The organism is Streptomyces sp. NPDC002888, from assembly GCF_042888465.1.
In the GTDB taxonomy this organism is placed as follows: Bacteria; Actinomycetota; Actinomycetes; order Streptomycetales; family Streptomycetaceae; genus Streptomyces.
Genome location: NZ_JBIAPU010000010.1, coordinates 83173 through 108357 on the forward strand (window position 1 = coordinate 83173; position 25185 = coordinate 108357).

At 71.0% G+C, this 25185-nt stretch carries 23 protein-coding genes and 1 tRNA gene; 13 read left to right on the forward strand and 11 right to left on the reverse strand.

The genetic code is table 11. The features are described from left to right. Positions 1-4 precede the first annotated feature (4 nt). A complete protein-coding gene (gene hutU, locus ACFYWX_RS18100; protein ID WP_389425021.1) occupies positions 5-1687 on the reverse strand; it encodes a urocanate hydratase in 1683 nt (560 codons plus the stop codon). Between the two features lie 132 nt (positions 1688-1819). Between hutU and ACFYWX_RS18105 the strand changes: the two genes are divergently transcribed. The 5 genes from ACFYWX_RS18105 (at position 1820) to ACFYWX_RS18125 (ending at position 5541) form a co-directional block, all read left to right on the forward strand. Then, positions 1820-3235 carry a diaminopimelate decarboxylase gene (locus ACFYWX_RS18105; protein ID WP_389425022.1) on the forward strand — a complete coding sequence of 472 codons (1416 nt, stop codon included), beginning with the start codon at positions 1820-1822 and terminating at the stop codon, positions 3233-3235. Between the two features lie 180 nt (positions 3236-3415). Next, positions 3416-3817 (forward strand): hypothetical protein, encoded by a 402-nt coding sequence (locus ACFYWX_RS18110; RefSeq protein WP_389425023.1) that lies wholly within the window; start codon positions 3416-3418, stop codon positions 3815-3817. After that, entirely contained in the window at positions 3814-4623 is an 810-nt protein-coding gene (locus ACFYWX_RS18115; protein ID WP_389425024.1) for a transcriptional regulator, read from the forward strand. The genes ACFYWX_RS18110 and ACFYWX_RS18115 overlap by 4 nt, the downstream gene beginning before the upstream one ends. A gap of 34 nt (positions 4624-4657) precedes the next feature. After that, positions 4658-5146, forward strand: a complete 489-nt coding sequence (locus ACFYWX_RS18120; protein ID WP_389425025.1) for a roadblock/LC7 domain-containing protein — start codon at positions 4658-4660, stop codon at positions 5144-5146. Between the two features lie 20 nt (positions 5147-5166). After that, the gene (locus ACFYWX_RS18125; protein ID WP_389425026.1) at positions 5167-5541 is read left to right on the forward strand and encodes a hypothetical protein; all 375 of its coding nucleotides are present in this window, start codon (positions 5167-5169) and stop codon (positions 5539-5541) included. A gap of 6 nt (positions 5542-5547) precedes the next feature. On the opposite strand, the gene ACFYWX_RS18130 is transcribed toward ACFYWX_RS18125, so the two are convergent. Together ACFYWX_RS18130 and ACFYWX_RS18135 are read right to left on the reverse strand one after the other, a co-directional pair. Next, positions 5548-6132: a hypothetical protein gene (locus ACFYWX_RS18130; RefSeq protein ID WP_389425027.1), complete on the reverse strand. Its 585-nt coding sequence runs from the start codon at positions 6130-6132 to the stop codon at positions 5548-5550. Positions 6133-6240: 108 nt separating this feature from the next. Then, positions 6241-7083, reverse strand: coding sequence for a MurR/RpiR family transcriptional regulator (locus ACFYWX_RS18135; protein ID WP_389425028.1), 843 nt, complete (start codon positions 7081-7083; stop codon positions 6241-6243). A gap of 173 nt (positions 7084-7256) precedes the next feature. Between ACFYWX_RS18135 and ACFYWX_RS18140 the strand changes: the two genes are divergently transcribed. Next, entirely contained in the window at positions 7257-7685 is a 429-nt protein-coding gene (locus ACFYWX_RS18140) for a hypothetical protein (protein WP_389425195.1), read from the forward strand. 1 nt (position 7686) lies between these two features. Here ACFYWX_RS18140 and ACFYWX_RS18145 read toward each other — a convergent pair whose 3' ends face one another. Further along, on the reverse strand, positions 7687-8448 hold the full coding sequence (locus ACFYWX_RS18145; RefSeq protein WP_389425029.1) for an SDR family oxidoreductase: 762 nt from the start codon (positions 8446-8448) through the stop codon (positions 7687-7689). Positions 8449-8594: 146 nt separating this feature from the next. On the opposite strand from ACFYWX_RS18145, the gene ACFYWX_RS18150 reads away from it, so the two are divergent. Next, positions 8595-9461 (forward strand): helix-turn-helix transcriptional regulator, encoded by an 867-nt coding sequence (locus ACFYWX_RS18150; RefSeq protein ID WP_389425030.1) that lies wholly within the window; start codon positions 8595-8597, stop codon positions 9459-9461. A gap of 385 nt (positions 9462-9846) precedes the next feature. Here the strand turns inward: ACFYWX_RS18150 and ACFYWX_RS18155 are convergent, their stop codons facing one another. Continuing rightward, a complete protein-coding gene (locus tag ACFYWX_RS18155; protein WP_389425031.1) occupies positions 9847-11235 on the reverse strand; it encodes a cystathionine beta-synthase in 1389 nt (462 codons plus the stop codon). A gap of 149 nt (positions 11236-11384) precedes the next feature. Between ACFYWX_RS18155 and ACFYWX_RS18160 the strand changes: the two genes are divergently transcribed. The 3 genes from ACFYWX_RS18160 (at position 11385) to ACFYWX_RS18170 (ending at position 14996) form a co-directional block, all read left to right on the forward strand. After that, a complete protein-coding gene (locus tag ACFYWX_RS18160; protein ID WP_389425032.1) occupies positions 11385-12410 on the forward strand; it encodes an SGNH/GDSL hydrolase family protein in 1026 nt (341 codons plus the stop codon). A gap of 320 nt (positions 12411-12730) precedes the next feature. Further along, positions 12731-13951: an acetyl-CoA C-acetyltransferase gene (locus ACFYWX_RS18165; RefSeq protein ID WP_389425033.1), complete on the forward strand. Its 1221-nt coding sequence runs from the start codon at positions 12731-12733 to the stop codon at positions 13949-13951. A gap of 271 nt (positions 13952-14222) precedes the next feature. After that, positions 14223-14996 carry a hypothetical protein gene (locus tag ACFYWX_RS18170; RefSeq protein ID WP_389425034.1) on the forward strand — a complete coding sequence of 258 codons (774 nt, stop codon included), beginning with the start codon at positions 14223-14225 and terminating at the stop codon, positions 14994-14996. Positions 14997-15085: 89 nt separating this feature from the next. Here ACFYWX_RS18170 and ACFYWX_RS18175 read toward each other — a convergent pair whose 3' ends face one another. Further along, a complete protein-coding gene (locus ACFYWX_RS18175; RefSeq protein ID WP_389425035.1) occupies positions 15086-15397 on the reverse strand; it encodes a hypothetical protein in 312 nt (103 codons plus the stop codon). A gap of 99 nt (positions 15398-15496) precedes the next feature. On the opposite strand from ACFYWX_RS18175, the gene ACFYWX_RS18180 reads away from it, so the two are divergent. Next, positions 15497-15727, forward strand: a complete 231-nt coding sequence (locus tag ACFYWX_RS18180) for a DUF4287 domain-containing protein (RefSeq protein WP_389425036.1) — start codon at positions 15497-15499, stop codon at positions 15725-15727. 93 nt (positions 15728-15820) lie between these two features. Here the strand turns inward: ACFYWX_RS18180 and ACFYWX_RS18185 are convergent, their stop codons facing one another. The 3 genes from ACFYWX_RS18185 to ACFYWX_RS18195 form a co-directional block, all read right to left on the reverse strand. Beyond that, positions 15821-16711, reverse strand: a complete 891-nt coding sequence (locus ACFYWX_RS18185) for a Bax inhibitor-1/YccA family protein (protein WP_389425037.1) — start codon at positions 16709-16711, stop codon at positions 15821-15823. Positions 16712-16938: 227 nt separating this feature from the next. Continuing rightward, the gene (locus tag ACFYWX_RS18190) at positions 16939-18114 is read right to left on the reverse strand and encodes a 4-hydroxybenzoate 3-monooxygenase (RefSeq protein WP_389425038.1); all 1176 of its coding nucleotides are present in this window, start codon (positions 18112-18114) and stop codon (positions 16939-16941) included. A 197-nt stretch (positions 18115-18311) separates the two neighbouring features. After that, a tRNA-Leu gene (locus ACFYWX_RS18195) sits at positions 18312-18394 on the reverse strand. A 394-nt stretch (positions 18395-18788) separates the two neighbouring features. On the opposite strand from ACFYWX_RS18195, the gene ACFYWX_RS18200 reads away from it, so the two are divergent. After that, the gene (locus ACFYWX_RS18200; RefSeq protein WP_389425039.1) at positions 18789-19589 is read left to right on the forward strand and encodes an ABC transporter ATP-binding protein; all 801 of its coding nucleotides are present in this window, start codon (positions 18789-18791) and stop codon (positions 19587-19589) included. Between the two features lie 45 nt (positions 19590-19634). Further along, positions 19635-22163, forward strand: coding sequence for an ABC transporter permease (locus ACFYWX_RS18205; RefSeq protein WP_389425040.1), 2529 nt, complete (start codon positions 19635-19637; stop codon positions 22161-22163). Positions 22164-22226: 63 nt separating this feature from the next. Here ACFYWX_RS18205 and ACFYWX_RS18210 read toward each other — a convergent pair whose 3' ends face one another. After that, positions 22227-23522 (reverse strand): class I SAM-dependent methyltransferase, encoded by a 1296-nt coding sequence (locus ACFYWX_RS18210; protein WP_389425041.1) that lies wholly within the window; start codon positions 23520-23522, stop codon positions 22227-22229. 180 nt (positions 23523-23702) lie between these two features. Beyond that, a complete protein-coding gene (locus ACFYWX_RS18215; RefSeq protein ID WP_389425042.1) occupies positions 23703-25094 on the reverse strand; it encodes an NAD(P)/FAD-dependent oxidoreductase in 1392 nt (463 codons plus the stop codon). Positions 25095-25185 lie beyond the last annotated feature (91 nt).

Consider the following 25185-nt stretch of genomic DNA (forward strand, 5'->3'; position numbering starts at 1 on the left):
CCACTCACGTCCCTTCACCTTCACGCATAGGCACCCGCACATCCCGCTCGTCCGCCACCGACTCCGCGATGTCGTACCCGGCATCCACATGCCGAATCACACCCATCCCGGGATCATTCGTCAGCACCCGCCGGATCTTCTCCCCGCCCAGCTTCGTACCGTCGGCCACCGTCACCTGCCCGGCATGGATGGACCGCCCCATCCCGACGCCGCCCCCGTGGTGGAGGGAGACCCACGACGCACCCGACGCCACGTTCACCATCGCGTTCAGCAACGGCCAGTCGGCGATCGCGTCGGAGCCGTCGAGCATGGCCTCCGTCTCACGGTAGGGAGAAGCCACCGACCCGCAGTCCAGGTGGTCCCGCCCGATCGCCAGCGGAGCGGCCAGCTCGCCGCTCGCGACCATGTCGTTGAACCGCTCACCGGCCTTGTCCCGCTCGCCGTAGCCGAGCCAGCAGATGCGCGCGGGCAGGCCCTGGAAGTGGACCCGCTCCCCCGCCAGCTTGATCCAGCGGGCGAGGGACTCGTTCTCCGGGAACAGCTCCAGAATCGCCTTGTCGGTCTTGGCGATGTCGGCGGGGTCGCCGGACAGCGCGGCCCAGCGGAAGGGCCCCTTGCCCTCGCAGAACAGTGGCCGGATGTAGGCGGGCACGAAGCCGGGGAAGGCGAACGCCCGGTCGTACCCGGCGAGCTGCGCCTCACCCCGGATGGAGTTGCCGTAGTCGAAGACCTCCGCGCCGGCGTCCAGGAAGCCGACCATCGCCTCGACGTGCCGGGCCATCGACTCGCGGGCGCGGGTGGTGAAGCCGGCCGGGTCCTTCGCGGCGTAGGAGGCCATGTCCTCGAAGGCGACGCCGGTCGGCAGGTAGGCCAGGGGGTCGTGGGCCGAGGTCTGGTCGGTGACGATGTCGATGGGGGCGCCCATGGCGAGGAGCTGCGGGAGGAGGTCGGCCGCGTTGCCGAGGACGCCGATGGACAGCGGCCTGCGCTGGTCACGGGCCTCGACGGCCAGCTGGAGCGCGTGGTCGAGCGAGTCGGCCTTCACGTCGAGGTACCGGTGCTCGATGCGTCGCTCGATGGCCCGGGGGTCGCAGTCGATACAGAGGGCGACGCCGTCGTTCATGGTGACGGCGAGCGGCTGGGCGCCGCCCATGCCGCCGAGGCCGGCGGTGAGGGTGATCGTGCCGGCGAGGGTGCCGCCAACCCCTTTACCCATTGAATGCAGCTTCGCGGCGACGGCGGCGAAGGTCTCGTAGGTGCCCTGGAGGATGCCCTGGGTGCCGATGTAGATCCAGGAGCCGGCGGTCATCTGGCCGTACATGGTCAGGCCGAGAGCCTCCAGGCGGCGGAACTCCTCCCAGTTGGCCCAGTCGCCGACGAGGTTGGAGTTGGCGATGAGGACACGCGGGGCCCACTCGTGGGTCTGCATGACGCCGACGGGGCGGCCCGACTGGACGAGCATGGTCTCGTCCTGCTTCAGGGTGCGCAGCGTGCGGACCATGGCGTCGAAGGAGCGCCAGTCGCGGGCCGCCTTGCCGGTGCCGCCGTAGACGACGAGCTTGTCGGGGTGTTCGGCGACCTCGGGGTCGAGGTTGTTCTGCAGCATCCGCAGGGCGGCTTCCTGCTGCCATCCCAGGGCGCTCAGTTCCGTACCGCGCGGCGCTCGTACGGGGCGGGGTCCTGACATGGTCTGCCTCCTGGAGGTTGCACGAGTTATTCACATCCTGACTTCCTGAATAGACCTAGTCAATACATCGGGGCGCCAGCGCGCCCGCGTCGTGGGTGTTTGGCTGGATGTGTGAGCACGGGAACGAAACGGATGGGGGACACGGTGGGCGACGGCAACGGGGCGGGCCAGGCACGGGCGGCGCGACGCGACGAGGCGGTGCGGGCCGCCGTGGAGCAGGGGCTGCTCGGGCCCGGCGCACCGCTGGTGGGCCTGCTCGACGTCACCGGTATCCGGGAGTCGGCGGCGGCGCTGCGGGCGGCGTTCGACGCGGTCGTGGCGCCCGGGACGCCGGTGCTGCACGCCTTCGCGGTGAAGGCGACCCCGCTGGTGCCGGTGCTGCGGCTGCTGCGCGAGGCGGGGATCGGCGCGGAGGTGGCGAGCCCGGGCGAGCTGGCGCTGGCGCGGGCGGCGGGACTGCCGCCGGGCATGACGGTGCTCGACTCCCCCGCCAAGACCCCGGCCGAGCTGCGCGAGGCGCTGGCCCTGGGGATCGCCGTCAACGTGGACAATCCGCAGGAGCTGGACCGCATCGACGGCCTGATGCTCCCCCACGGCCCGAAAGGCGTGGGATGTGCCCCCATGGCCGCGAGCCGCTCCCCGCTGGGGATCAGGGTGAACCCGCAGGTCGGTGCCGGTTCCATCGAGGCACTGTCGACGGCCACGGCGACCTCGAAGTTCGGGGTGGCGCTGCGCGACGAGGGGGCGCGGGAGTGGGTCGTACGGGCGTACATGGAGCGGCCGTGGCTGACCCGGATGCACGCGCACACCGGGTCGCAGGGCGTTCCGCTGTCGCTGATGGCGCAGGGCATCGCGGAGACGTACGCGCTCGCCGAGGAGATCAACCGGCGGATCGGGCGGCAGCAGATCGACACGATCGACATCGGCGGCGGGCTGCCGGTGAACTTCGGCTCGGACGTGACGACGCCGACGTACGCCCAGTACGCGCGGCTGTTGAGCGAGGCGGTGCCGGGCCTGTTCGACGGGCGGTACGGGCTGGTGACCGAGTTCGGGCGGTCACTGCTGGCGAAGCACGGGACGGTGGTGGCGCGGGTGGAGTACGCCAAGAGCGCGGGCGGGCGGCCGGTCGCGGTCACACACGCGGGCGTGCAGGTCGCGACACGGACGGTGTACGTGCCGGGGGCCTGGCCGTTGAGGATCGCCGCGTACGACGCGAAGGGGCGGCCCAAGGAGGGGCCCGCGGTCGTGCAGGACGTGGCGGGCCCCGCCTGTTTCGCGGGCGACCTGCTGGCCCGGGGATGCGCGCTGCCGCTCCTCGAACAGGGTGACTACGCGGTGGCACTGGACACGGGTGCGTACTACTTCGCGCACCACTACGGGTACAACTCCCTCGCCCGGCCCGGGATTTACGGCTTCGCTCCGGACGGGGTCGGGGGTGTCGCCTTCGCGACGGTGCGCGAGCCGCAGACGCCGGAGGAGATCGTGGCCGAGTCGGGAGGGGCGCACGCCTTGGCGCTCACCACCCTGCCGACGCCCGGGCGCCCTTGACGTACGCCGGTGACCTGCACGTTTGCTACGTGATCAACTGGGTTGAAAACGACGTCAGTTGACCCATGTTAGCCGTTGGGCGCATGTTCCACTGGAAATTGCCAGAAGACTCACCCGCCGCACACACGTTGCGTAGTTTCACTGTCACTCAGCCGAACCCCAGGCGGGAGGGGAGCGACGGTGCCCGGAATCGACGAGTGCCTACTGGAGGCCATGCGGCTGCCCGGTGCGTTGGGCGCATCGCTGGTCGACTGGACGAGCGGACTGGCCCTGGGCACGGTCGGGGACGCCCCGGGCGGCGACCACGAGGCGTCGGCCGCCGAGGCCGCGGAGCTGGCGCGGCTGGCGGCCGAGCAGCGGGCGTTCGCGCCCGGTGACGCCGCCGGGGAGGCGGGCCCCTCGGATCCCCCCGTCGAGGACCTGATCATCAGCAACCGGGACAGCTACCACCTGCTGCGGTTCGTGCCGACGTCGTTCGACAGCAGTGTGTTCCTGCACCTGTGGCTGGGCCGCGCGGACGGCAACCTGGCGCTGGCCCGCATCCGGCTGGGCGAGATGGCCGGACGGCTGGTGCTGGGATGACCGTGGTCGGGACGACCCCGCCGCCCCGGCTGCCGGTGCGGAACAAGACGACGGCCGACGAGCACGTGGTCACTGGCCTCTCCCCCATGCTGACCCGGCTCGCGGCCGAGCGGGCCACCGGTGTCCTGGTCCGCGAACGCGGCACGCTCTACCTCGCCGACGGCCATGTGGTGCACGCGGAGAGCCCGCTGGCCCCCGGCCTCGACGTCCTCCTCACGGCGCACGGCACCCTCGACGCCGAGAGCTGGCGGCAGGCGGCGGACCGGGCCGACGAGCGGCACGGCGCCGGACGTCTCCTGCTCGACGCCCGGCGCGTCACCCGGGGGACGCTGGAGCTGTGCCACCTGGGGGCGCTGTACGACGCCGCGTACTTCGCGCTGGCCCCCAGCAGCGCCCCGGGCCGCTTCCGCTACGGCACCGGGCACTGGCTCGGCCCGGTACGACCGGTGCCGGTGGCCGCCGTGGAGCGCGAGACGCTGCGCCGCCGCGAGCTGCTGCACCGCATCTGGCCGGACCCGTGGGCGGACAGCGCGCCGCTGGTCCGCACCGACCCCGGCCCCGCCCCCGCGGTGCCGCCCCGGCAGACGGTGGTCCTGGCCCTGGTGGACGGCGCGCGTTCGGCGCCGGACATCGCGCGGGAGCTCGGCCGGCCCACGTTCCACACGCTGGTGGACGTACGACGCCTGGCGGCGGCGGGGCTCGTGGCCCCGCACGCCCCACCACCCGCCCCAAGCCCGTTGCCCGTCGTCACCGACCCCGACATCACCCTGCTGAAGAGGCTCAGGGATGCGCTGGAGGCCCTTTGAACGGCAAAGCCCGCGTGCCGAGAGGAGTAACCCGATGGCGGCCGAGCCCCAGATACTCGACGAACTGCGCCGACTGAGATCCCGTATGCCCCAGCTCAACGGCGCCCTCGCCGCCAGCGTGGACGGGCTCGTCCTCGCCCACGACACACCCGGCATCGAACCGGACCACGTGGCCGCCCTGACCGCGGCAGCGCTCGGCGTGGCGGTGCGGATGGCGGACGCGACCGGCCGGGGCGACCTGCGCGAACTGCTCGTACGCGGCGCCTCCGGCTACGTCGCGACGTACGCGGCGGGCCGCACCGCCGTGCTGACGCTCCTCGCCGAGGACCGCGTCAACGTGGGCCGCCTGCACCTGGAGGGCCGCCGCGCCGGCGCCCGCATCGGGGAGCTGGTGGACGCCGAGATCGCCGCCCGGGCGGCGGCCGCCGAGAGCGTGGCCGTCAGGCCGGCTCCCACCCGGACCAGAACCACGCGCGCCTCGCGCACCACTGCGACCAACGCGCGTACGACAACCGACAGTTGACAGGAAATGAGGTAACCACCATGGCCAACACCGAGACCGCGCTGAAGGAAGCGCTCGCCTCCATCGAGGGCGCCACAGCCGCCGCGCTCGTCGACTACACCAGCGGGATGGCGCTGGGCACGCTGGGCGGCAGCAAGAGCTTCGACCTCAATGTCGCCGCCGCCGGCAACACCGATGTCGTACGCGCCAAAATGCGCACGATGGAGCACCTCGGCCTGAAGGCCGAGATCGACGACATCCTGATCACCCTGTCCGGCCAGTACCACCTGATCCGGCTCCTCAAGGGCCGTGGCGGCAACGGCCTCTTCCTCTATCTGGTCCTGGACTCCACCCGGGCCAACCTGGCGATGGCCCGGCACCAGCTGCGGAAGATCGAGGAGGACCTGGAGGTCTGACGGCGCTCAGACCAGCGCGGCGGTGCGGCGCCGGGCCCCGCCCGGGGCCGCGTCGCCCGCCGCGACGCCCGTACCGCGGTACGCCTTGACGGCCTTGCCGGCCGGGCGTCCGCCGCGCTGGTCGAGCCAGTCGACGCGCACCCACAGCAGCGTGTCCTCGGCCCGCTCGCGCCGCCCGAGCCACGCGGCCTTCAGCCGCAGACCGGCCCCGCACCCGGCCAGCAGCATGCCACCGGCCGCCGGTACGGCGAACGCGCTGCCGAGCGCGGCCGCGAAGGCGAGCAGCAACCACCAGAGGTGCCCCCGACGCCAGTTGCGCACGGTCACCGCACGATCCTGGAGCACGTCGTGCTTGCCCGCGCGGGCCGCCGAACGGGCCAGGTCGGTGTACCGCCCGCGGCGGCGCACGGCCACGACGGCGAGGGCGAGGAGGAACAGCGCGGCCCCCGCCAGGACCCCGATCCGCCGGCCGGTGATGCCGGGCACCAGCACCCCGATGCCCGCCCCGAACACTCCGAGCCACCACAAGGGCGCCGCCCCGGCCCGTACCACGACCGCCACCCGAGCCAGCCCCTGACCTCCGCGTGCCACGTTCCGCCTCCCACTCGCCTCGGCACAGCCTTTCTGGCCGCGCAGACTAGCGAGCGAAGGTGAGACGAGTCTGAGAGCGCCTCAGGGCCTGTCCGGCGGATCATGTCCTCACTCGACGAACAGCCCGCGCGCCGCCGCCCTCGCGTCGAACTCCTCCAGGCGTGCCTGCGCGTCCGGCAGGTCGTCGCACATCGCCTCCAGGAGTACGCGGCCGAGCAGCATCGGCGCGCACGCCGTGTCGAAGGCGAGCCCGGTGCCGACGGCGGCGGGCAGCAACAGGTCGGAGGCCTTGGCGACCGGCGCGAAGGCGGAGTCGGCGACGGTGACAACGGTCAGCCCCGCCTCACGGGCGTAGCCGAGGGTGTCCACGACCTCGCGGGGGTGGCGCGGCAGCGCGAAGCACAGCAGCGCTGATGCGCCGGCCCGGACGGCCGCGTCGATGCGGTCGTGGATCATCGTGCCGCCCTCGTTGAGCAGCCGTACGTCCGGATGGACCTTGGCGGCGAAGTAGGCGAAGCCGTACGCCTGGGAGGCCGCGGCGCGCAGCCCCAGCACGGGCAGCGGGCGACTGGCGGCCAGGACCTGCCCGGCCCTGCGCACCGGCATCGGGTCGGCCAGCAGCTCCGCCAGGTGGCGGAGGTTCTCGATCTCGGCCTCGACGGCCTGCTGGTACTCGTTGTACGCGGCCGTTTGCGCCGTCTGTTCCGTGGGCGCGACCTCGCGCAGGTGCCGGCGCAGCGCCGGGTAGCCGTCGAAGCCGAGGGCGACCGCGAACCGGGTCACCGACGGCTGGCTGACCCCGGCCAGCTCGGCCAGCTCCACGCTGGACAGGAACGGCACGTCGGCGGCGCGGCGCACCATGCAGTGGGCGATGCGCCGCTGGGTCGGCGTGAGCCGGCGCCCCTCGAAGAGCGCCTGCAGCCGTGCGGCTGGGCTGTCGGTCACGCCCATCACGTGCTCCCCCTCGACCTATTCAGGCACCATCAACTCTGTATGCCGTTATACAGGCGAACCGCCGGCGGCGCACGGCCCGGCGGACCGGAGAGGGAATCCGGGGGATATCCCCAGTGCGGCGGGCGCCCTCACTCCCTACCGTGAGTGACATGACGGGATGGGAGATCGGTATGGACGCGCGGGACGCCGACCTGAAGAAGGAACTCAACGCCACCCTGCAGGCCCGCAGGGAACTGGGCGAGGAGTACGAGTCGGCACTGGTCGACTCGTTCCTGGAGAAGGTCGACGAGCGCATCGACGGCGCGGTCGACCGCCGGGTGCGGCGCCAGCTCGCCGAGCAGCAGATGACGACGGCCCGCGACTCCCGGTCGCCGAGGCCCACCGACTCCTGGGGCGAGCGCTTCGGCTTCGGCATCGTCTCGCTGGTCCTGGCGATGCCGCTGTCCGCGATCGGCGCCGGCACCGCGCACCTGCCCGGGCTGCTGATCTCCTGGCTGGGCATCGTCGGGGTCAACGTGGTGCAGGCCGCCCGTACCAACCCCGGCCTGTTCGGCGCCCGGCGCCGCAAGGGCGACCGGGACGGCGACTGGGAGGACTGACTCACGCCTGCCGGGTCGGCAGCACCATGATCTGCCGCAGGTTCACCCGTCGCGGCCGGCTCGTCACGTACGCCACGACGTCCGCGACCTCCTCGGACGCCAGCCCGCCGATCTCCTCGAACATGCCATCGACCTGCCCCCGCAGTTCGGCGCTGCCGATGTGCGAGGTCAGCTCGCTCTCCGTGAGCCCCGGCTCGATGTTGGTGACCCGCACGTCACGCGGCCCGAACTCGGTGCGCAGGCACTGGGAGAGGTGGGTGAGCGCGGCCTTGGTCGCCCCGTACACCGCGTAGTCGGGGAACGTGATGTGCGCGCCGACCGACGAGATGTTCACCAGGTCCGCGGTACGGCCCTGGGCGGCCGCGTCCACCAGGTCGCCGGTGAAGGCGCGGATGATCCGCAGCACGCCGGTGACGTTGGTGTCGATCATCCGCTGCCACTCGTCGAGGCGGCCGTCCGTCATGGGATGCGGAAGCATGACGCCGGCGTTGTTGACGACCAGGTCCACGGCGCCGTAGGCCTCGTGGACCGCGGCGACGGCGGCCTCCACGGACGCGTCGTCGGTCACGTCGGCGACGACGGCGAGGGCCTCGCCCCCGTCGGCCCGGATCTTCCCGGCGACCGCCTCCAGCCGCTCCCCGCGCCGGGCCAGCAGCGCGACCCGCGCCCCCTGCGCGGCCAGCAGCACGGCCACGGCCTCGCCGATCCCGCTCGCGGCGCCGGTGACGACGGCGGTGCGTCCGGTCAGGTTCTCGTACGACATGAAGCACTCCTCGGTGGGTGGTGCCGCCGGTCCGCCCGGCGACGACCACCACCCTGTGCCGACGCTCCCGTCCTACCCAGGGATGCGCTTTTCCTGGGTCTGCCAGTACCAGGTTCGGCGTCCGCGGCTCCTCTACGATCGAACCCATGGACGGGGACCTCGGAGATTTCCTGCGCTCGCGCCGCGCCCGCATCCAGCCCGAGGAGGTGGGGCTGCCCTCGTACGGGCGGCGCCGCGTGCCCGGGCTGCGCCGCGAGGAGGTGGCGCAGCTGGCGGGAGTGAGCGTCGACTACTACATCCGCCTCGAGCAGGGCAGGGGGCCTGGGGGCCCCTCCCGGACGAAGTCTGGGGGAGTGTCGGACGCGGTCCTTGACGCCGTCGCGCGCGTGTTGCGGCTGGACGAGGCGGAGCACGCGTACCTGCGCACAGTGGCCCGCCCGCGGAGGAAGGGCGGCCGCGGCCGGACCGCGCCCCGCGTCCGCCCCGGCGTCCAACTCCTGCTCGACAGCATGGACCGCACCCCGGCGTTCGTCCTCGGCCCCCGTATGGAGGTCCTGGCCTGGAACGCCCTCGGCGACGCCCTGAACGGGTTCAGCCGCATGGCGCCCGCGCGGCGCAACGTCGTCCTCCATGCCTTCCTCGACACCGACGGGCGCGACCTCTACCCCGACTGGGCCGCCGTCGCCGCCCAGACCGTCGCCCATCTGCGCCTGAACGCGGGCTCGCGCCCCGACGACGCCGAGCTGTGCGCCCTCGTCGGCGAACTCTCCGTCAAGAGCGAGGACTTCCGCCGCCTCTGGGCCGACCACGAGGTCAAGCCGTGCATGTACGGCGTGAAGCGCGTCCGCCATCCGGTCGCGGGCCTGCTCACCCTCCCGTACGAGACCTTGACGGTCCCCCAGGACCCGGAGCAGACGATCGTGGTCTACACCCCGGAGCCGGGCTCGGAGACCGCCGAGCGCCTTGCCTTGCTGGGCAGTTGGAAAGCGACCACGACCGCAACCATCAATTGAGCAACCACGACGCCGAGCAACCACGTCCGCGAGAGCGGCGCCGGTTCAGGCGCAAAGGGGGGTGTGTGCGCGGGGACCGCCGCACCCCCGTTGCCGGGGGGCGGGACGACGGCGGTCCCCGCGAGGGACGTTGACCGGGTCAGGGCCGGGTCTCACGTCCGGCGTCCATGGAGGTCCGGGAGCCGCTCCGGAGGTCCTTGGACGTTTGGCGCCGGCCGGGGCGGGGAGCCGCTCCCGCCCTGCCGACACCCACCAATCTGCCGGACGCGTGTTAAGCGTGTGCTGCGTGGACGTGACACGCTCGTACCACTTCCGCGAAGTCCACCACTCCGGTAGGCAAACGGAAGTTCGCCGTCAGCTCCGCCCGTTCACCGGACGTTTCCCGTTACTTTCCGCCCTTGGCAAGGAAGGCCAGCAGGTCCTGCCGGCTGACCACACCGGTCGGCTTGCCCTCGACGAGGACGATCGCCGCGTCCGCCGCGCCGAGCACCGACATCAGGTCCCCGACCGGCTCGCCGGAGCCGACCTGGGGCAGCGGCGCCGACATGTGCTTCTCCAGCGGGTCCTCGAGCGAGGCCCGCTGGGTGAACAGGGCGTCGAGCAGCTCGCGTTCGACCACGGAGCCGACGACCTCGGCGGCCATGACGTCGGGGTGACCGGCGCCCGGCTTGACGATCGGCATCTGTGAGACGCCGTACTCGCGCAGCACCTCGATGGCCTGACCGACCGTCTCGTCCGGGTGCATGTGGACGAGGGAGGGGATGGCGCCGTGCTCCTTGTCGTTGAGGACGTCGCCGACGCGGGCGCTGGGGCCCTCGTCCTCCAGGAAGCCGTAGTCGGCCATCCATTCGTCGTTGAAAATTTTACTGAGGTAGCCGCGCCCGCTGTCGGGCAGCAGTACGACCACGACGTCGTCGGGACCGAGCCGCTCGGCGACCCGCAGCGCCGCCACGACGGCCATGCCGCAGGAGCCGCCGACGAGGAGGCCCTCCTCCTTGGCGAGCCGGCGGGTCATCTGGAAGGAGTCCTTGTCGGACACGGCGACGATCTCGTCGGCGACGGTCCGGTCGTAGGCGGTCGGCCAGAAGTCCTCACCGACGCCCTCGACGAGGTACGGCCGCCCGGACCCGCCGGAGTACACGGACCCCTCGGGGTCGGCGCCGACGACCTTCACCTTTCCGTCGCTGACGTCCTTCAGGTACCGGCCCGTGCCGGAGATGGTGCCGCCCGTGCCCACACCGGCCACGAAGTGGGTGATCCGGCCCTCCGTCTGCTCCCACAGCTCGGGGCCGGTGGAGTGATAGTGGGAGAGCGGGTTGTTGGGGTTGGAGTACTGGTCGGGCTTCCAGGCGCCCGGCGTCTCACGCACCAGCCGGTCGGAGACGTTGTAGTACGAGTCCGGGTGCTCCGGGGCCACGGCGGTCGGGCAGACGACGACCTCGGCGCCGTACGCGCGCAGCACGTTGATCTTGTCCGTCGACACCTTGTCGGGGCAGACGAAGATGCAGTTGTACCCCTTCTGCTGCGCCACGATCGCCAGGCCCACACCGGTGTTTCCGCTGGTGGGTTCGACGATGGTCCCGCCCGGCTTGAGCTCGCCGCTCTGCTCGGCCGCCTCGATCATGCGCAGGGCGATGCGGTCCTTCACGGATCCGCCCGGGTTGAAGTACTCCACCTTGGCCAGGACGGTCGCCTGAATGCCCTTGGTCACGCTGTTGAGCCTCAGCAGCGGGGTGTTGCCGACGAGGCTGATCATCGAGTCGTGGAATTGCACCGTTGTCTCCGGATGCTTGCAAAAAACGTGGTCGTGGTGGTGCCGCCAGCCTACGGCCCGCCGATGACGTTCACTCCCGGTTGAGATTGACCGACGGTCGGTTCGGGGCAAGGAGTGGGTGTACGGCTACGAGGAGGTGGCGGCGACGCATGAGCAGCATGTCGAGGGCGCGGGTGGCGCGGCGCATCGCGGCCGGCGCGGCGTACGGCGGCGGCGGCATCGGGCTGGCCGGGGCGGCGGCGGTCGGCCTGCTGCTGGCCGAGGTGCAGCTGGCCCGGCGCCAGGTGGGCAACGGAACGCTCCCGCACGTACCCAACGCGCAGGGACTGTACGGCCCCGTCTACGCCACCCCGGCGCAACCGCCCCTGCGTCTGACGATGCTGGGCGACTCCACGGCCGCGGGCCAGGGCGTGCACCGGGCCGGGCAGACGCCGGGCGCGCTGGTGGCGTCGGGGCTCGCGGCGGTGGCGGAACGGCCGGTGGAGCTGCGCAACGTCGCCCTGCCCGGGGCCCAGTCCGACGACCTGGAGCGCCAGGTGGCCGAGGTGCTGGCGAGTCCGGGCCCGGTGCCCGACATCTGCGTGATCATGATCGGCGCGAACGACGTGACGCACCGGATGCCGCCGACCCGCTCCGTGCGCTGCCTCGCGACGGCGGTACGGCGGCTGCGGACGGCCGGTGCGGAGGTGGTGGTCGGCACCTGTCCCGACCTGGGCACGATCGAACTGGTCCAGCAGCCCCTGCGCTGGCTGGCCCGCAGAGCCTCCCGCCAGCTGGCGGCCGCCCAGACGATCGGAGTCGTCGAACAGGGCGGCCGCACTGTGTCCCTGGGTGACCTGCTGGGCCCCGAGTTCGCGGCGAACCCGCGGGAGCTGTTCGGGCCGGACAACTACCACCCCTCGGCGGAGGGGTACGCGACGGCGGCGATGGCGGTGCTGCCGACGGTGTGCGCGTCGCTCGGCCTGTGGCCGGCGGAGGAGGAACGGCCGGACGTCTTCCGCCGCGAGGGGTTCCTGCCGGTGGCCCGGGCGGCGGCGGAGGCGGCCGCGGAGGCGGGCACGGAGGTCGCTGCCGCGATGCCGACGGGGCCTCGGGGGCCGTGGGCGCTGCTCAAGAGGCGCCGGCGCCGGCGGGTGCCGGAGGTGGAGCCGACGCCTGCTCCTTCGTCGCCGTGAGTTGCGGCTGAGGCCGGGTGGGTCGCGCTGCCCGGCGCTGACGGGGTGCCGCCCGCGCCCACCCTCCCCCACTCTCGGCTTCGCTCGAGCGGGGGGACCCCCATCGCCCCAGCGGCACGCATGCCCGCGGGCTGGACGCCCCAACAAAGCAAGCGCTTAGAAAACTGCGGCCTGAGTCACACCGCCATACCCGTGACCTCGCCCATACGTACGGGTAACTTCCCAGACAGCCCTGCCCGATCCCCCGTACTCCCACCCGTCGCCCGGCCACCACCCCTCAACGAGGCGCTACGCGCCGCCCCTTCTCGTCTGGAGCCGTCATGCCCGAAGCCGTGATCGTCTCGACCGCCCGCTCCCCCATCGGCCGCGCTTTCAAGGGCTCCCTGAAGGACCTGCGCCCGGACGACCTGACCGCCACGATCATCCAGGCGGCCCTCGCGAAGGTCCCCGAGCTGGACCCGAGGGACATCGACGACCTGATGCTCGGCTGCGGTCTGCCCGGCGGTGAGCAGGGCAACAACCTCGGTCGTATCGTCGCCGTACAGATGGGGATGGACCACCTCCCGGGCTGCACGATCACCCGCTACTGTTCCTCGTCGCTGCAGACCAGCCGCATGGCCCTGCACGCGATCAAGGCCGGTGAGGGCGACGTCTTCATCTCGGCCGGTGTCGAGACGGTCTCCCGTTTCGTCAAGGGCAACTCCGACAGCCTGCCCGACACGCGCAACCCCCTCTTCGCCGACGCGGAGGCCCGTACCGCCGCCGTCGCGGAGCAGGAGGGCACCACGTGGCACGACCCGCGTGAGGACGGCCTCGTCCCCGACCCGTACATCGCGATGGGCCAGACCGCCGAGAACCTCGCCCGCTCGAAGGGCATCACCCGGCAGGAGATGGACGAGTTCGGCGTCCGCTCCCAGAACCTCGCCGAGGAAGCCATCAAGAACGGCTTCTGGGAGCGCGAGATCACCCCGGTGACCCTCCCCGACGGCACGGTCATCAGCAAGGACGACGGTCCGCGTCCCGGCGTGAGCATGGAGGGCGTGGCGGGCCTCAAGCCGGTCTTCCGCCCCGACGGCCTGGTCACCGCCGCCAACTGCTGCCCGCTGAACGACGGTGCCGCCGCGGTCGTCGTCATGAGCGACACGAAGGCCCGCGAGCTCGGCCTCACCCCGCTCGCCCGGATCGTGTCGACCGGCGTCTCCGGCCTCTCCCCCGAGATCATGGGCCTCGGCCCGGTCGAGGCGTCCCAGCAGGCCCTGCGCCGCGCCGGCCTCACCATCGACGACATCGACCTCGTCGAGATCAACGAGGCGTTCGCCGCCCAGGTGATCCCCTCCTACCAGGACCTCGGCATCGACCTCGACAAGCTGAACGTCAACGGCGGCGCCATCGCCGTCGGCCACCCCTTCGGCATGACCGGCGCCCGCATCACCGGCACGCTCATCAACTCCCTCCAGTTCCACGACAAGCAGTTCGGCCTGGAGACGATGTGCGTCGGCGGCGGGCAGGGCATGGCGATGGTCATCGAGCGCCTCAGCTAGACCCCTCGGTAGCCGTCAGGGCACCCACCGTGAGCCCACGGCCCAGAGTCCGGGAAGCACCCGAACTCTGGGCCGTTTTGTGATCCAATCTCCCTCAGGATGTGACCTATCTCCCTTACCGCAGGGATTTACGCAGGTCAGCGACACTTCTCACGAAACACAACCCCCCGAGCTCTGTCCGTTTCGTGACGTTACGCACTGACAGCTTGATAGTCCACCCTTCAAGCTGATGTAGGAAGTCGGGGGTCGACTTTGAACCGGGAGTACGTCAGTGAGCGCCATGCCGATCGCCTTGCTGGTCACCACGGCCGCCACCGGCGCCGTGGGCGTCGCCGTCCTGCGCACCCTCGTGCTGCTGCGCCGACAGGTAGCGGCCCTGCACGCGCAGCTCGCCGACAACCAGACCACCGCGACCCGCGGACTCGTGCCCGCCGCCCGCGAGGCCGATGAGATACGCGCCGCCGTCGCCGAGGCCCTCGCCGAGGAGCGCGAGCGCGAACTGGCCGAGGCGCGGGCGTTCTGGGCGGCCCAGGAGGCCCGTGACGCCTCCGACGCGCCGTCCCTGCTGGGCCTGCCGGACAGCGAGCTGTTCCTGCCCCGTCAGGCCGATTTCGTGGGCCTGGAGCCGGTGACCGAGCCGACCTCGGATGCCGAGGAGTTCACCGGGGAGTCCCCTGAACTGGCCGCGGCCCGCCGCCGCCACCCCTCCCACCCGGACTTCGTCCCGGTCCAGTCACCGGTCGTGAACGACCACGAGCGCACCGTCGCCACCCTGGAGGAACTGGCCGCGTCCCGCGTCGAACTGACCGACGTCCGCCCGGGCCCCCTCGGCACCCTCGACGTCTACGTCTTCGCCGACGGCACCACCCTCTGCATGACCCCGGGCCACCGCGAAACCGCGGAACGCCTCGCCGCCGCCCTCAACGCCGGCGAAACCCCCATCCTCCTCGGCGGCTCCGGCATCTCAGGCGCGTACACCCTCACCTTCGAATGCGGCGAGGAGAACGTCTACATCCTGGCGGACAGGGTCATAGCTTCGCTGTAGGTCTTTCAGGGGCGCGGGGCTGTTCTGAACATGCGGCTCCGCCGCGTGGGCGCGAACAACCACAACGCACCCGCAGTCGCGCACGCACCTCAAACCCCCGCCCTCTTCTGTGCCTCCTCCACCAACCGCACCGCTTCACTCACCTCGGCGTCACTGGCAAGCACCACCGCCAGATCATGCCCCGCCACGGTGATCTGATCCGCAGCCGCAAACATCCCCGCATCCGGCATCTCCCGAGGCTCCACCCCCGGCGCCTCCACCCTCTGCGCCCACCGGGCCAGCTCCCGGGCCAACCCCAGCGCCTCCGCGGCAGCGCCTCTCTGCAGCCGGCTCTGCGGCGCCGCCCGCAACCGGTCGGCAAAGTGATCCACGGCTCGGCTCAGACGCGTCGTATCCACCACGCGGCGAGCGTACTCGCCCCGGACTGTTGCCAACACGCGAACGCTCAGGCACGGTGACCTGAAGGACCGGCTTACATCCCATTGCGTCCGGAGGCGCCGATGTCCCAAGTCTTCTCCGAGGAGACCCACCGCAACATGCTCGCCCGCATCCCCCACTGCACCGGTCGTGAAGTCGCCGACTGGCTGCGCACCGTCGAGGACGGCCCCGCTCTCTTCCGCTTCGAGGAGAAGGTCAGCTGGCTGCGCCACGAACACAACCTCGCGTACGGCCACGCGAAGGCGATCATCCACGAGTACGACCTGAGGAGGGCCGCGCGCAAACTGCTCTAGGCGCGCACCTGGAGAAGAACACCGAAGGGCCCCGGGAGACACTCCCGGGGCCCTTCGGTGTCCTGCGGCCGGCGGGACTCCCGCCGGCCGGGACTAATCGTTGTTGAGGATCGAGATGAGCCTCAGGAACTCCATGTAGATCCACACCAGCGTCATGGTCAGGCCGAAGGCCGCCAGCCACGCCTCCTCGCGCGGGGCACCGTAGGCGATGCCGTCCTCGACCTGCTTGAAGTCCAGGGCGAGGAAGCAGGCGCCGAGCAGGATGCCGATGACGCCGAAGACGACACCCATCGCGCCGCTGCGGAAGCCGAGGCCGTCACCGCCGCCGAACACGGCGAACAGCAGGTTGACCGCCATCAGCAGGACGAAGCCGAGCGCGGCCGCCATCACGAAGCCGTAGAAGCGGCGGTTGACGCGGATCCAGCCCGCCTTGTACGCCACCAGCACACCGGCGAAGACCGCCATCGTGCCGATCACGGCCTGCATGGCCGCACCGTCGGCGATGCGGCTGTCGACGACGTTGGAGACGACGCCGAGGAAGACGCCCTCGAACGCGGCGTAGGTCAGGATCAGCGCCGGCGAGGCCTGGCGCTTGAAGGACTGCACGAGCGCCAGGACCATGCCGATCAGCGCGGCACCGATAGCGATGCCGTACGACCGTCCGATGTTGGCGTCGTCCACCGGCAGCAGCGCCCAGGCGAGCGCGGCGGTGACGATGAGGACACCGAGCGTCGTGCCCGTGCGCAGGACGACGTCGTCGATCGTCATGCGGCCGGTGGCGGCCGGGGCCTGCGGCGGTGCGCCGTGCTGCTGGCCCTGCTGGGCGTAAGGGTTCTGCGCGTACGGGTTGCCGGTCGGCTGGGCGTACGGGTTGCCCTGCGTTCCGACGGCGGCGCCCCCGGCCTGCGGCGCGGTGTTGAAGCCCGCGTAGCCGTTGTCGCGGCTGAACCCCCGTCGCGAGAAGACCGGGTTGCTGCTCCTCATTTCACTCCTCCGTGGCCACCCTGCGTAGCCTTGGCCTCAAGAGTAATGGAAGGGCAAAGGATTGGCCCTAGTGCTTGAGTAGGATCTTTCCCTTGCCACGTGCGCAACACGCTACGCGCAAGCGTGATTCCCGGCACCGGTCGGGGTCATTCATGACCAACCCGCGACACGTCCGGAACCGGCCGGTGATCAGGCCCTTGTCCGGAGTGACCCGTTCCCCTCGTCCCTCACTCGAAGGGGAACCCGGTGTACCCCTCCGCCAGGTCCGTCTCGGCGGCGCGCGAGGAGGCGATCCGCTCCAGTCGCGCCAGCTGGAGGCGGTCCTCGAAGGGGGTGGCGTCGGGGGCCCGGTGCAGGAGCGTCGTCATGTCGTACGAGAACCGCTCGGCCTGCCAGACGCGGCGCAGGCAGGTCTGTGAGTAGGCGTCGAGGAGGCCGGACGAGCCCGTCTCCCGCTGGTGCGTCAGCGCCCTCGCGAAGGTGACGACGTCCCCGACGGCGAGGTTCAGCCCCTTCGCCCCCGTCGGCGGCACGATGTGGGCCGCGTCCCCGGCGAGGAAGAGCCGGCCGTGGCGCATGGGCTCGTGGACGTAGGAGCGCATGGGGGTGACCGACTTCTGGGTGATCGGGCCGCGCGCCAGGCGCCAGTCGTCGGCGGTCTCGAAGCGGCGTTCCAGCTCGTCCCAGATCTCGTCGTCGCCCCACGCCTCGGCGTCCGTGCCCTCGGGGACCTGGATGTAGAGGCGGGAGACGGACGGGGAGCGCATGGACAGCAGGGCGAAGCCGCGGTCGTGGCGGGCGTAGACGAGCTCGTCGTGCGAGGGTGCGACATCGGCGAGGATGCCGAGCCAGCCGAAGGGGTACGTCCGCTCGAAGACCCGGATCAGCTCGGCCGGGATCGCCTTGCGCGCGACGCCCCAGAAGCCGTCGCAGCCCACGACGTAGTCGCAGTCGAGGACGTCCTCGACCCCGTCGTGGCGGAACCGCACGCGTGGGCTGTCGGTGTCGGCGCCCTCCACGGCCAGCGCCTCGGCCTCGAACAGCAGCGGGCCGCCCTCCTTGAGCTGGAGGGCGATGAGGTCCTTGCAGACCTCCGTCTGGGCGTAGACCATCACGGACCGGCCACCGGTGAGGGCGGGGAAGTCGACGCGGTGACGCTTCTTGTCGAAACGCAGTTCGATGCCGTCGTGGCGCAGGCCCTCACGGTCCATGCGCTCCGCGGCCCCGGCCGCGCGCAGCACGTCCACCGTGCCCTGCTCCAGGATCCCGGCCCGCTGCCGGTGCTCGACGTAGGCGCGGTCGCGGCTCTCCAGGACGACCGAGTCGATGCCGGCGTTGTGCAGCAGCCGGGCGAGGAGGAGGCCGGCCGGGCCGGCGCCGATGATGCCGACGGTGGTGCGCATCGGTCGTTCCCTTCGAGACGGTGTTCGCCTAGTGTTGTTCGCCTGGTGAAATTAACTTCACTTGCTTCCGCTCGTGAGTCTGCGCCCGCCTCCACCCGCTGTCAACGGTCGTGCGGTGAACGTTGCGGCGAGGGTCGCGGTGGAAGCTGCGGTGAAGTCCTCAATGGACGATGCAGGGAATCCGTACAGCGTGGAGGTGCCCGGAACCGGACTTGAACCGGTACGCCCGCGAGGGGCAGCGAGGTTTAAGCTCGCCGTGTCTGCATTCCACCATCCGGGCAGGCCATGGGCTCCGCGTCGAGGTTCCGAGCCTATCGGGATACATCCCCCGAACAGCGGACGGGCGGACCGATGTTGTCTTATTTTATTGACGTCTGAGGGTGCATCAGCCCACGGTACGGGCCATCCGCACTTGCCAATAGCCTGTCGTGCGGCGGTCGGTCGCGCATGCGGAATGACGGAATTTCACCGCCCGAACGAGGGAGCTCCACCTGTTCTCGACCGACCCGCTCCCGGGGCGGCCGTCATCCCCAGGTATGACACGGCCGCCCGTGGTCAGACTCGAGTCTGTCTTCGGAACCAGAACAACGGGTGACTACACGGCCCCTGACGGCCGCGACGATGGTTCACGTCCTCGAGAAAACCACCGTCGTCCCCCACAGGAGCGTCAACCCGTGACCACCACTCCCATCGCCGACCGGACCACCGCCGTGGCCGCGCGCGCCACGGATCTGTCGAAGATCTACGGACAGGGCGAGACCCAGGTGGTCGCCCTCGACCGGGTCTCCTTCGACTTCAAACAGGCCGAGTTCACGGCGATCATGGGTCCCTCCGGCTCCGGCAAGTCCACGCTGATGCACTGCGTGGCCGGGCTCGACACCTTCTCCTCCGGTTCCGTGCGCATCGGCGACACCGAGCTGGGCTCCCTGAAGGACAAGCAGCTCACCAAGTTGCGACGGGACAAGATCGGCTTCATCTTCCAGGCGTTCAACCTGCTGCCGACGCTGACCGCCCTGGAGAACATCACCCTCCCGATGGACATCGCGGGCCGCAAGCCGGACCAGCAGTGGCTGGACACCGTCATCCAGATGGTGGGTCTGAAGGACCGGCTGAGCCACCGCCCCTCCCAGCTCTCCGGCGGCCAGCAGCAGCGCGTCGCCGTAGCCCGCGCCCTGGCCGCCAAGCCGGACATCGTCTTCGGCGACGAGCCGACCGGAAACCTCGACTCCCGCTCCGGCGCCGAGGTGCTGGGCTTCCTGCGCAACTCCGTGCGCGAGCTGGGGCAGACGGTGGTGATGGTGACCCACGACCCGGTGGCCGCGGCGTACGCGGACCGCGTGGTGTTCCTCGCGGACGGACGGATCGTCGACGAGGTGTACGGGCCGACGGCCGACTCGGTCCTCGACCGGATGCGGAATCTTCCTGGGGGAAACCCCCAGACCCCCGAGTTCGACGCCAAGGGCCGCACCAGCTGATCTCCGGCTGACACCCGGTCAAGAACCTTCGGAGTAGACACCCTCATGTTCCGTACCGCCTTGCGCAACGTACTCGCGCACAAGGCCCGGCTCCTGATGACCGTGCTCGCCGTGATGCTCGGCGTGGCCTTCGTGTCGGGGACCCTGGTCTTCACCAACACCATCTCCGACGCCTACCAGAACAGCTCGGCCAAGGGCTTCGACCAGGTCGACGTGGCCGTGCAGCCCAAGTACCAGGAGGACAAGGGCGACCGCGTCGGCAAGACCCCCGAGCTGACGCAGGCGCTGCTCGACCAGAGCGCCAAGGCGCCGGGGGCCGCCTCCGCCATCGGTGTCGTGGGCGGCTTCACCGCCATCGCCGACAAGGACGACAAGCTCATCGGCGGCGGCTTTCAGTCGCAGGGCGGCAACTACTGGGGCGACAAGGACCCCCGCTACCCGCTGAAGTCCGGCTCCGCGCCCCACGGCGAGAACCAGGTCGCCATCGACTCGGAGACCGCACGGCGCGCCGGCTACGAGGTCGGCGACACGGTCCGCCTCTCGGTCGACGGGCCCGTCCTCTCCCCGAAGATCACCGGCATCTTCACCACGGACGACGGCAACGTCGCCGCCGGCGGCAGCCTCGCCCTGTTCGACACGGCGACGGCCCAGCAGCTGTTCGGCAAGGCGGGCACGTACGACGAGATCGACGTGAAGGCGAAGGCAGGCACCAGCCAGTCGGCGCTGAAGGCCGCGCTGGACCAGGCGCTGCCGAAGGGCGTCACCGAGACCACCACCGGCAAGCAGCTCGCCGACGACCAGGCGGCGATGATCTCCTCCTCGATGAGCGGACTGCGCCAGGGCCTGCTGGTCTTCGCGGGCATCGCGCTCTTCGTCGGCACGTTCATCATCGCCAACACCTTCACCATGCTGGTCGCCCAGCGCACCAAGGAGCTGGCGCTGCTGCGGGCGGTCGGCGCCTCCCGCCGGCAGGTCACCCGGTCGGTGCTGATCGAGGCGTTCGTGGTGGGCACGGTCGCCGGCGTGACCGGTCTGATCGCCGGTGTCGGCATCGGGGCCGGGCTGCGCTCCCTGATGGGCTCGCTCGGCGCGACCGTCCCGGACGGGCCGCTGGTCATCACACCGAGCACCGTCGCGGCCGCCCTCGTGGTCGGAATCGTCATCACCATGCTCGCCGCCTGGCTGCCCGGCCGCCGGGCCGCGAAGATCCCGCCGGTCGCGGCGATGAGCAGCGTGCACGCGCAGGCGACCACCCGGTCGCTGGTGCTGCGCAACACCATCGGGGCGCTGTTCTCGGCGGCGGGTGTCGCGGTCGTCCTGGCCGCCACGACGATGAGCGGCTCGGACGGGCAGGCGCCCATGGGCATGGGCGCGGTGCTGCTCATCATCGGCGTGTTCATCCTGACGCCGCTGCTGTCCCGCCCGCTGATCGCGGCGACGGCGCCCGTCCTGCGCGTGTTCGGCGTCTCGGGCAAACTGGCCCGCCAGAACTCGCTGCGCAACCCGCGCCGTACGGCCGCCACGGCCTCCGCGCTGATGATCGGCCTGACCCTCATCACCGGCATGACGGTGATGGCGGGCAGCCTGCAGAAGTCGATCGACAAGATGGCCTCGTCCGCGATCCGCGCCGACTACGTCGTGTCGATGGCGAACGGCAACGAGCTCTCCACCGACGTCGACAAGAAGCTGGCCGCCACCGAGGGCGTGACCGCCACCAGCCCGCTGCGCAACGCCCCCTCCCGCATCGACGGCGAGACCGAGTACCTGACCGGCGTCAACGGCGCCGCGATCGGCAAGCTGACCGACCTCAAGGTCGACAACGGGAAGTTCGAGGTCGGCGGCAGCAAGGTCGTCGTCGACGCCGACACCGCCAAGACGCACGGCTGGAAGGCCGGTTCCGCCTTCACGGTGGCATACGAGGACGGCAAGAAGCAGCGGCTGACCGTCGCCGGGGTCTACGAGGGCAACGAGCTGGTCCGGGGCATCATGCTCGACCTGACCGCCCTGGCCCCGCACCAGACGGACGCGGCGGACATGCAGGTCATGCTCAAGACGTCCGACGGCGCGTCCGACGCGACGAAGGACCGGCTGGAGAAGGCCCTCGGCTCCAACCCGGCCATCAAGGTCCAGAGCAAGCAGGACCTGTCCGACGACATCGCCAAGATGTTCACGCTGATGCTGAACATGCTCTACGGGCTGCTCGCGATGGCCGTGATCGTCGCGGTGCTCGGTGTCATCAACACCCTGGCGATGTCGGTCTTCGAGCGCTCCCAGGAGATCGGGATGCTGCGCGCGATCGGCCTGGACCGCAAGGGCGTCAAGCGGATGGTCCGTCTGGAATCCCTGGTCATCTCCCTCTTCGGCGGGGTACTCGGCATCGGCCTCGGCGTGTTCTTCGGCTGGGCGGCCGGTGAGCTCCTCGGCACGACGATGCCGACGTACGAGCTGGTCCTGCCGTGGGCCCGGATGGCCGTGTTCCTGCTCCTGGCGGCGGCGGTCGGCGTCCTGGCGGCGCTGTGGCCGGCCCGGCGGGCGGCCCGGCTGAACATGCTGACGGCGATCAAGTCCGAGTAGCGTAGGGGTTACGGCCATGAGGGCCCCGCTCCCGGGACGACCGGGAGCGGGGCCCTCTCGCGGTCAGTTCCAGGTACGTGCCCTCAGCGGCATCCCGGAGGCGCCGGACCCGGGGGTACGCACCGCCACCACCTGGTTGACGCCGATGTGGTTGCGCTCGAAGGACAACGCGCAGGCCGCCATGTACAGGCGCCAGACGCGGGCCCGGCCGGGGCTCGTCAACGCCACCGCACGCGACCAGTCGGCCTCCAGGTTGGCGACCCAGCGGCGCAGGGTGAGCGCGTAGTGCTCGCGGATCGACTCCACGTCCCGGACCTCGAACCCGGCGCCCTCCAGTTGGGTGACGGTGGTGCCGATCGGGGCGAGCTCGCCGTCGGGGAAGACGTAGGCGTCGATGAACTCGTCCACGTCGTACGACGTCTCGTCGCGCTGCGGGCGGCGGGCGATCTGGTGGTTGAGCAGCCGGCCGCCGGGCCGCAGCAGGGCGTACAGGTTCTTCGCGTACTCCAGGTACCGGTCGCCACCTACGTGTTCGGCCATGCCGACCGAGGAGATCGCGTCGTACGGCCCGTCGGTGACGTCCCGGTAGTCCTGCACCCTGATCTCGACCCGGTCCGTGAGGCCCTCGTCGGCGACGCGCTTACGGGCGTACGCCGCCTGCTCCTGCGAGAGCGTGACGCCGACGACGCTCACGCCGTGCTCGCGGGCGGCGTGCACGGCCAGGGAGCCCCAGCCGCAGCCGACGTCGAGCAGGCGCCGACCGGGTCTCAGGTCGAGCTTGCGGCAGATGAGTTCGAGCTTGTCGCGCTGGGCGTCCTCGAGGGTGGCGTCGGGTGCGGGGGTCTGCCAGTAGGCGCACGAGTAGACCATCGACGGGCCGAGGACGATCTCGTAGAAGTCGTTGCCGACGTCGTAGTGGTGGCTGATGGCGCGTCTGTCGGTGTGCCGGGTGTGGAGGTGGCGGCGGCGCCGGACCTCCTCGCGGGGCGGGGCCGGCGGCAGTGGGAGGCCGGCGAGTCTCACGAGGCCGCGCACGGCGGCCCACACCTCGGGGTCGCGCAGCGCCTGCGCGAGGGTTCTGGCGTCCTCGCCGCGCTCCCAGACGGTCCCGGCGAGCAGGCCGAGGGCCGCGTAGAGGTCGCCCTCGATGTCGAGGTCCCCGGCGACCCAGGCGCGGGCGAGGCCCAATTCGCCGGGTTTCCAGAGCAGTCGGCGCAGGGCGCGGCGGTTGCGGACGACCAGTGTCGGCGCGTTGGGCGGTCCCGACTGCGAGCCGTCCCAGGCGCGGATCCGGACCGGGAGCGGGGCTCCCAGTACCTGTTCCAGCAGGCTCTTCAGCCGCAGCGCGGCGTCGGCCATGGTGCACACCTCCGTGACAATCGATCCCGGAATGTCCAGCACCACGTAAACACCTGCGGGGCCCGGCCACAGTCCCCCACGCGCGTTATGGCTGAGGAAAAACTGTCGTGCGAACGCCGAGGGACCTCCCGCACCACGGATGGCGGGAGGTCCCTCGGGTGGATCGGTGACCGGGGAGGGTCAGGAGGCCTTGGCCTTCTCCTCGGACTTCTCGGTCTTGCTCGCGGCGGCGACCGGCGCCGGCTTGGCGGCCTCGTAGAACTCCTCGCGCGGAGTCTCCAGGGCGCCCAGGGCGACGACCTCGCGCTTGAGGAACATGCCGAGGGTCCAGTCGGCGAAGACGCGGATCTTGCGGTTCCAGGTCGGCATGGCCAGACCGTGGTAGCCACGGTGCATGTACCAGGCGAGACGGCCCTTGAGCTTGATCTTCATCTTGCCCATGACGATCATCGCGACGCCCTTGTGGAGGCCGAGACCGGCCACCGCGCCCTTGTTGGCGTGGCTGTACTCCTTCTGCGGGAAACCCCGCATGCCGGAGACCACGTTGTCGCCGAGGACCCTCGCCTGACGCAGCGCGTGCTGGGCGTTCGGCGGGCACCAGGCGTTCTCGACGCCGGCCTTGCGGGCGGCGACGTCCGGGACCTGGGCGTTGTCGCCGGCGGCCCAGATGTAGTCGGTGCCCTGGACCTGGAGCGTCGGAGCGCAGTCGATGTGACCGCGGGGGCCGAGCGGCAGGCCGTAGCGGGACAGGGCCGGGTTCGGCTTGACGCCGGCGGTCCAGACGATGGTGTTGGAGTCGACCTCGAGGCCGTTCTTCAGCACCACGTGGCCGTCGACGCAGGAGTCCATGGAGGTGGAGAGGTAGACCTCGACCCCGCGGGCCTCCAGGTGCTCCTTGCCGTACTGGCCGAGCTTGGGGCCGACCTCGGGAAGGATCTTGTCTGCGGCGTCGACGAGGACGAAGCGCATGTCCTCGCGGGACACGTTCTTGTAGTACTTGGCCGCGTCCCGGGCCATGTCCTCGACCTCACCGATGGTCTCCGCACCGGCGAAGCCGCCGCCGATGAAGACGAAGGTGAGCGCCTTGCGGCGGATCTCGTCGTCGGTGGTGGAGTCAGCCTTGTCGAGCTGCTCGAGGACGTGGTTGCGCAGGCCGATGGCCTCCTCGATGCCCTTCATACCGATGCCCTGCTCGGCGAGGCCGGGGATCGGGAAGGTGCGGGAGACCGCGCCGAGTGCGACGACCAGGTAGTCGAAGGGCAGCTCGTACGCCTCGCCGACCAGCGGGGAGACCGTGGCGACCTTGCGGTCCTGGTCGATGGTGGTGACCCGGCCGGTGAGGACCTCCGCCTTGGGAAGCACGCGCCGCAGCGGGACGACGACGTGACGCGGGGAGATGCTGCCGGCGGCGGTTTCGGGGAGGAAGGGCTGGTAGGTCATGTACGACCGGGGGTCGACGACCGTGACGGTCGCCTCGCCGTAGCGCATCTTCTTGAGGATGCGCCGAGCTGCGTACAGGCCTACGTACCCACCGCCTACTACGAGGATCCTGGGACGCTCCGTGGTGCTCATGCCATCGAGTATCCACCCGCCCCTAGGGGGTCGCTCGTGCGCCCCTTCACAAGCTCTTGCCGGGTGTGTGCTATCCTCCGCGGCTCGCGTG

What these genes read in the sequence shown, in the direction of transcription:
- hutU (WP_389425021.1), bottom strand. Translation starts at nt 1,687, where the DNA reads ATGTCAGGACCCCGCCCCGTACGAGCGCCGCGCGGTACGGAACTGAGC.
- ACFYWX_RS18105 (WP_389425022.1), top strand. Translation starts at nt 1,820, where the DNA reads ATGGGGGACACGGTGGGCGACGGCAACGGGGCGGGCCAGGCACGGGCG.
- ACFYWX_RS18115 (WP_389425024.1), top strand. Translation starts at nt 3,814, where the DNA reads ATGACCGTGGTCGGGACGACCCCGCCGCCCCGGCTGCCGGTGCGGAAC.
- ACFYWX_RS18120 (WP_389425025.1), top strand. Translation starts at nt 4,658, where the DNA reads ATGGCGGCCGAGCCCCAGATACTCGACGAACTGCGCCGACTGAGATCC.
- ACFYWX_RS18125 (WP_389425026.1), top strand. Translation starts at nt 5,167, where the DNA reads ATGGCCAACACCGAGACCGCGCTGAAGGAAGCGCTCGCCTCCATCGAG.
- ACFYWX_RS18135 (WP_389425028.1), bottom strand. Translation starts at nt 7,083, where the DNA reads ATGGGCGTGACCGACAGCCCAGCCGCACGGCTGCAGGCGCTCTTCGAG.
- ACFYWX_RS18140 (WP_389425195.1), top strand. Translation starts at nt 7,257, where the DNA reads ATGGACGCGCGGGACGCCGACCTGAAGAAGGAACTCAACGCCACCCTG.
- ACFYWX_RS18145 (WP_389425029.1), bottom strand. Translation starts at nt 8,448, where the DNA reads ATGTCGTACGAGAACCTGACCGGACGCACCGCCGTCGTCACCGGCGCC.
- ACFYWX_RS18150 (WP_389425030.1), top strand. Translation starts at nt 8,595, where the DNA reads ATGGACGGGGACCTCGGAGATTTCCTGCGCTCGCGCCGCGCCCGCATC.
- ACFYWX_RS18160 (WP_389425032.1), top strand. Translation starts at nt 11,385, where the DNA reads ATGAGCAGCATGTCGAGGGCGCGGGTGGCGCGGCGCATCGCGGCCGGC.
- ACFYWX_RS18165 (WP_389425033.1), top strand. Translation starts at nt 12,731, where the DNA reads ATGCCCGAAGCCGTGATCGTCTCGACCGCCCGCTCCCCCATCGGCCGC.
- ACFYWX_RS18180 (WP_389425036.1), top strand. Translation starts at nt 15,497, where the DNA reads ATGTCCCAAGTCTTCTCCGAGGAGACCCACCGCAACATGCTCGCCCGC.
- ACFYWX_RS18185 (WP_389425037.1), bottom strand. Translation starts at nt 16,711, where the DNA reads ATGAGGAGCAGCAACCCGGTCTTCTCGCGACGGGGGTTCAGCCGCGAC.
- ACFYWX_RS18190 (WP_389425038.1), bottom strand. Translation starts at nt 18,114, where the DNA reads ATGCGCACCACCGTCGGCATCATCGGCGCCGGCCCGGCCGGCCTCCTC.
- ACFYWX_RS18205 (WP_389425040.1), top strand. Translation starts at nt 19,635, where the DNA reads ATGTTCCGTACCGCCTTGCGCAACGTACTCGCGCACAAGGCCCGGCTC.
- ACFYWX_RS18210 (WP_389425041.1), bottom strand. Translation starts at nt 23,522, where the DNA reads ATGGCCGACGCCGCGCTGCGGCTGAAGAGCCTGCTGGAACAGGTACTG.
- ACFYWX_RS18215 (WP_389425042.1), bottom strand. Translation starts at nt 25,094, where the DNA reads ATGAGCACCACGGAGCGTCCCAGGATCCTCGTAGTAGGCGGTGGGTAC.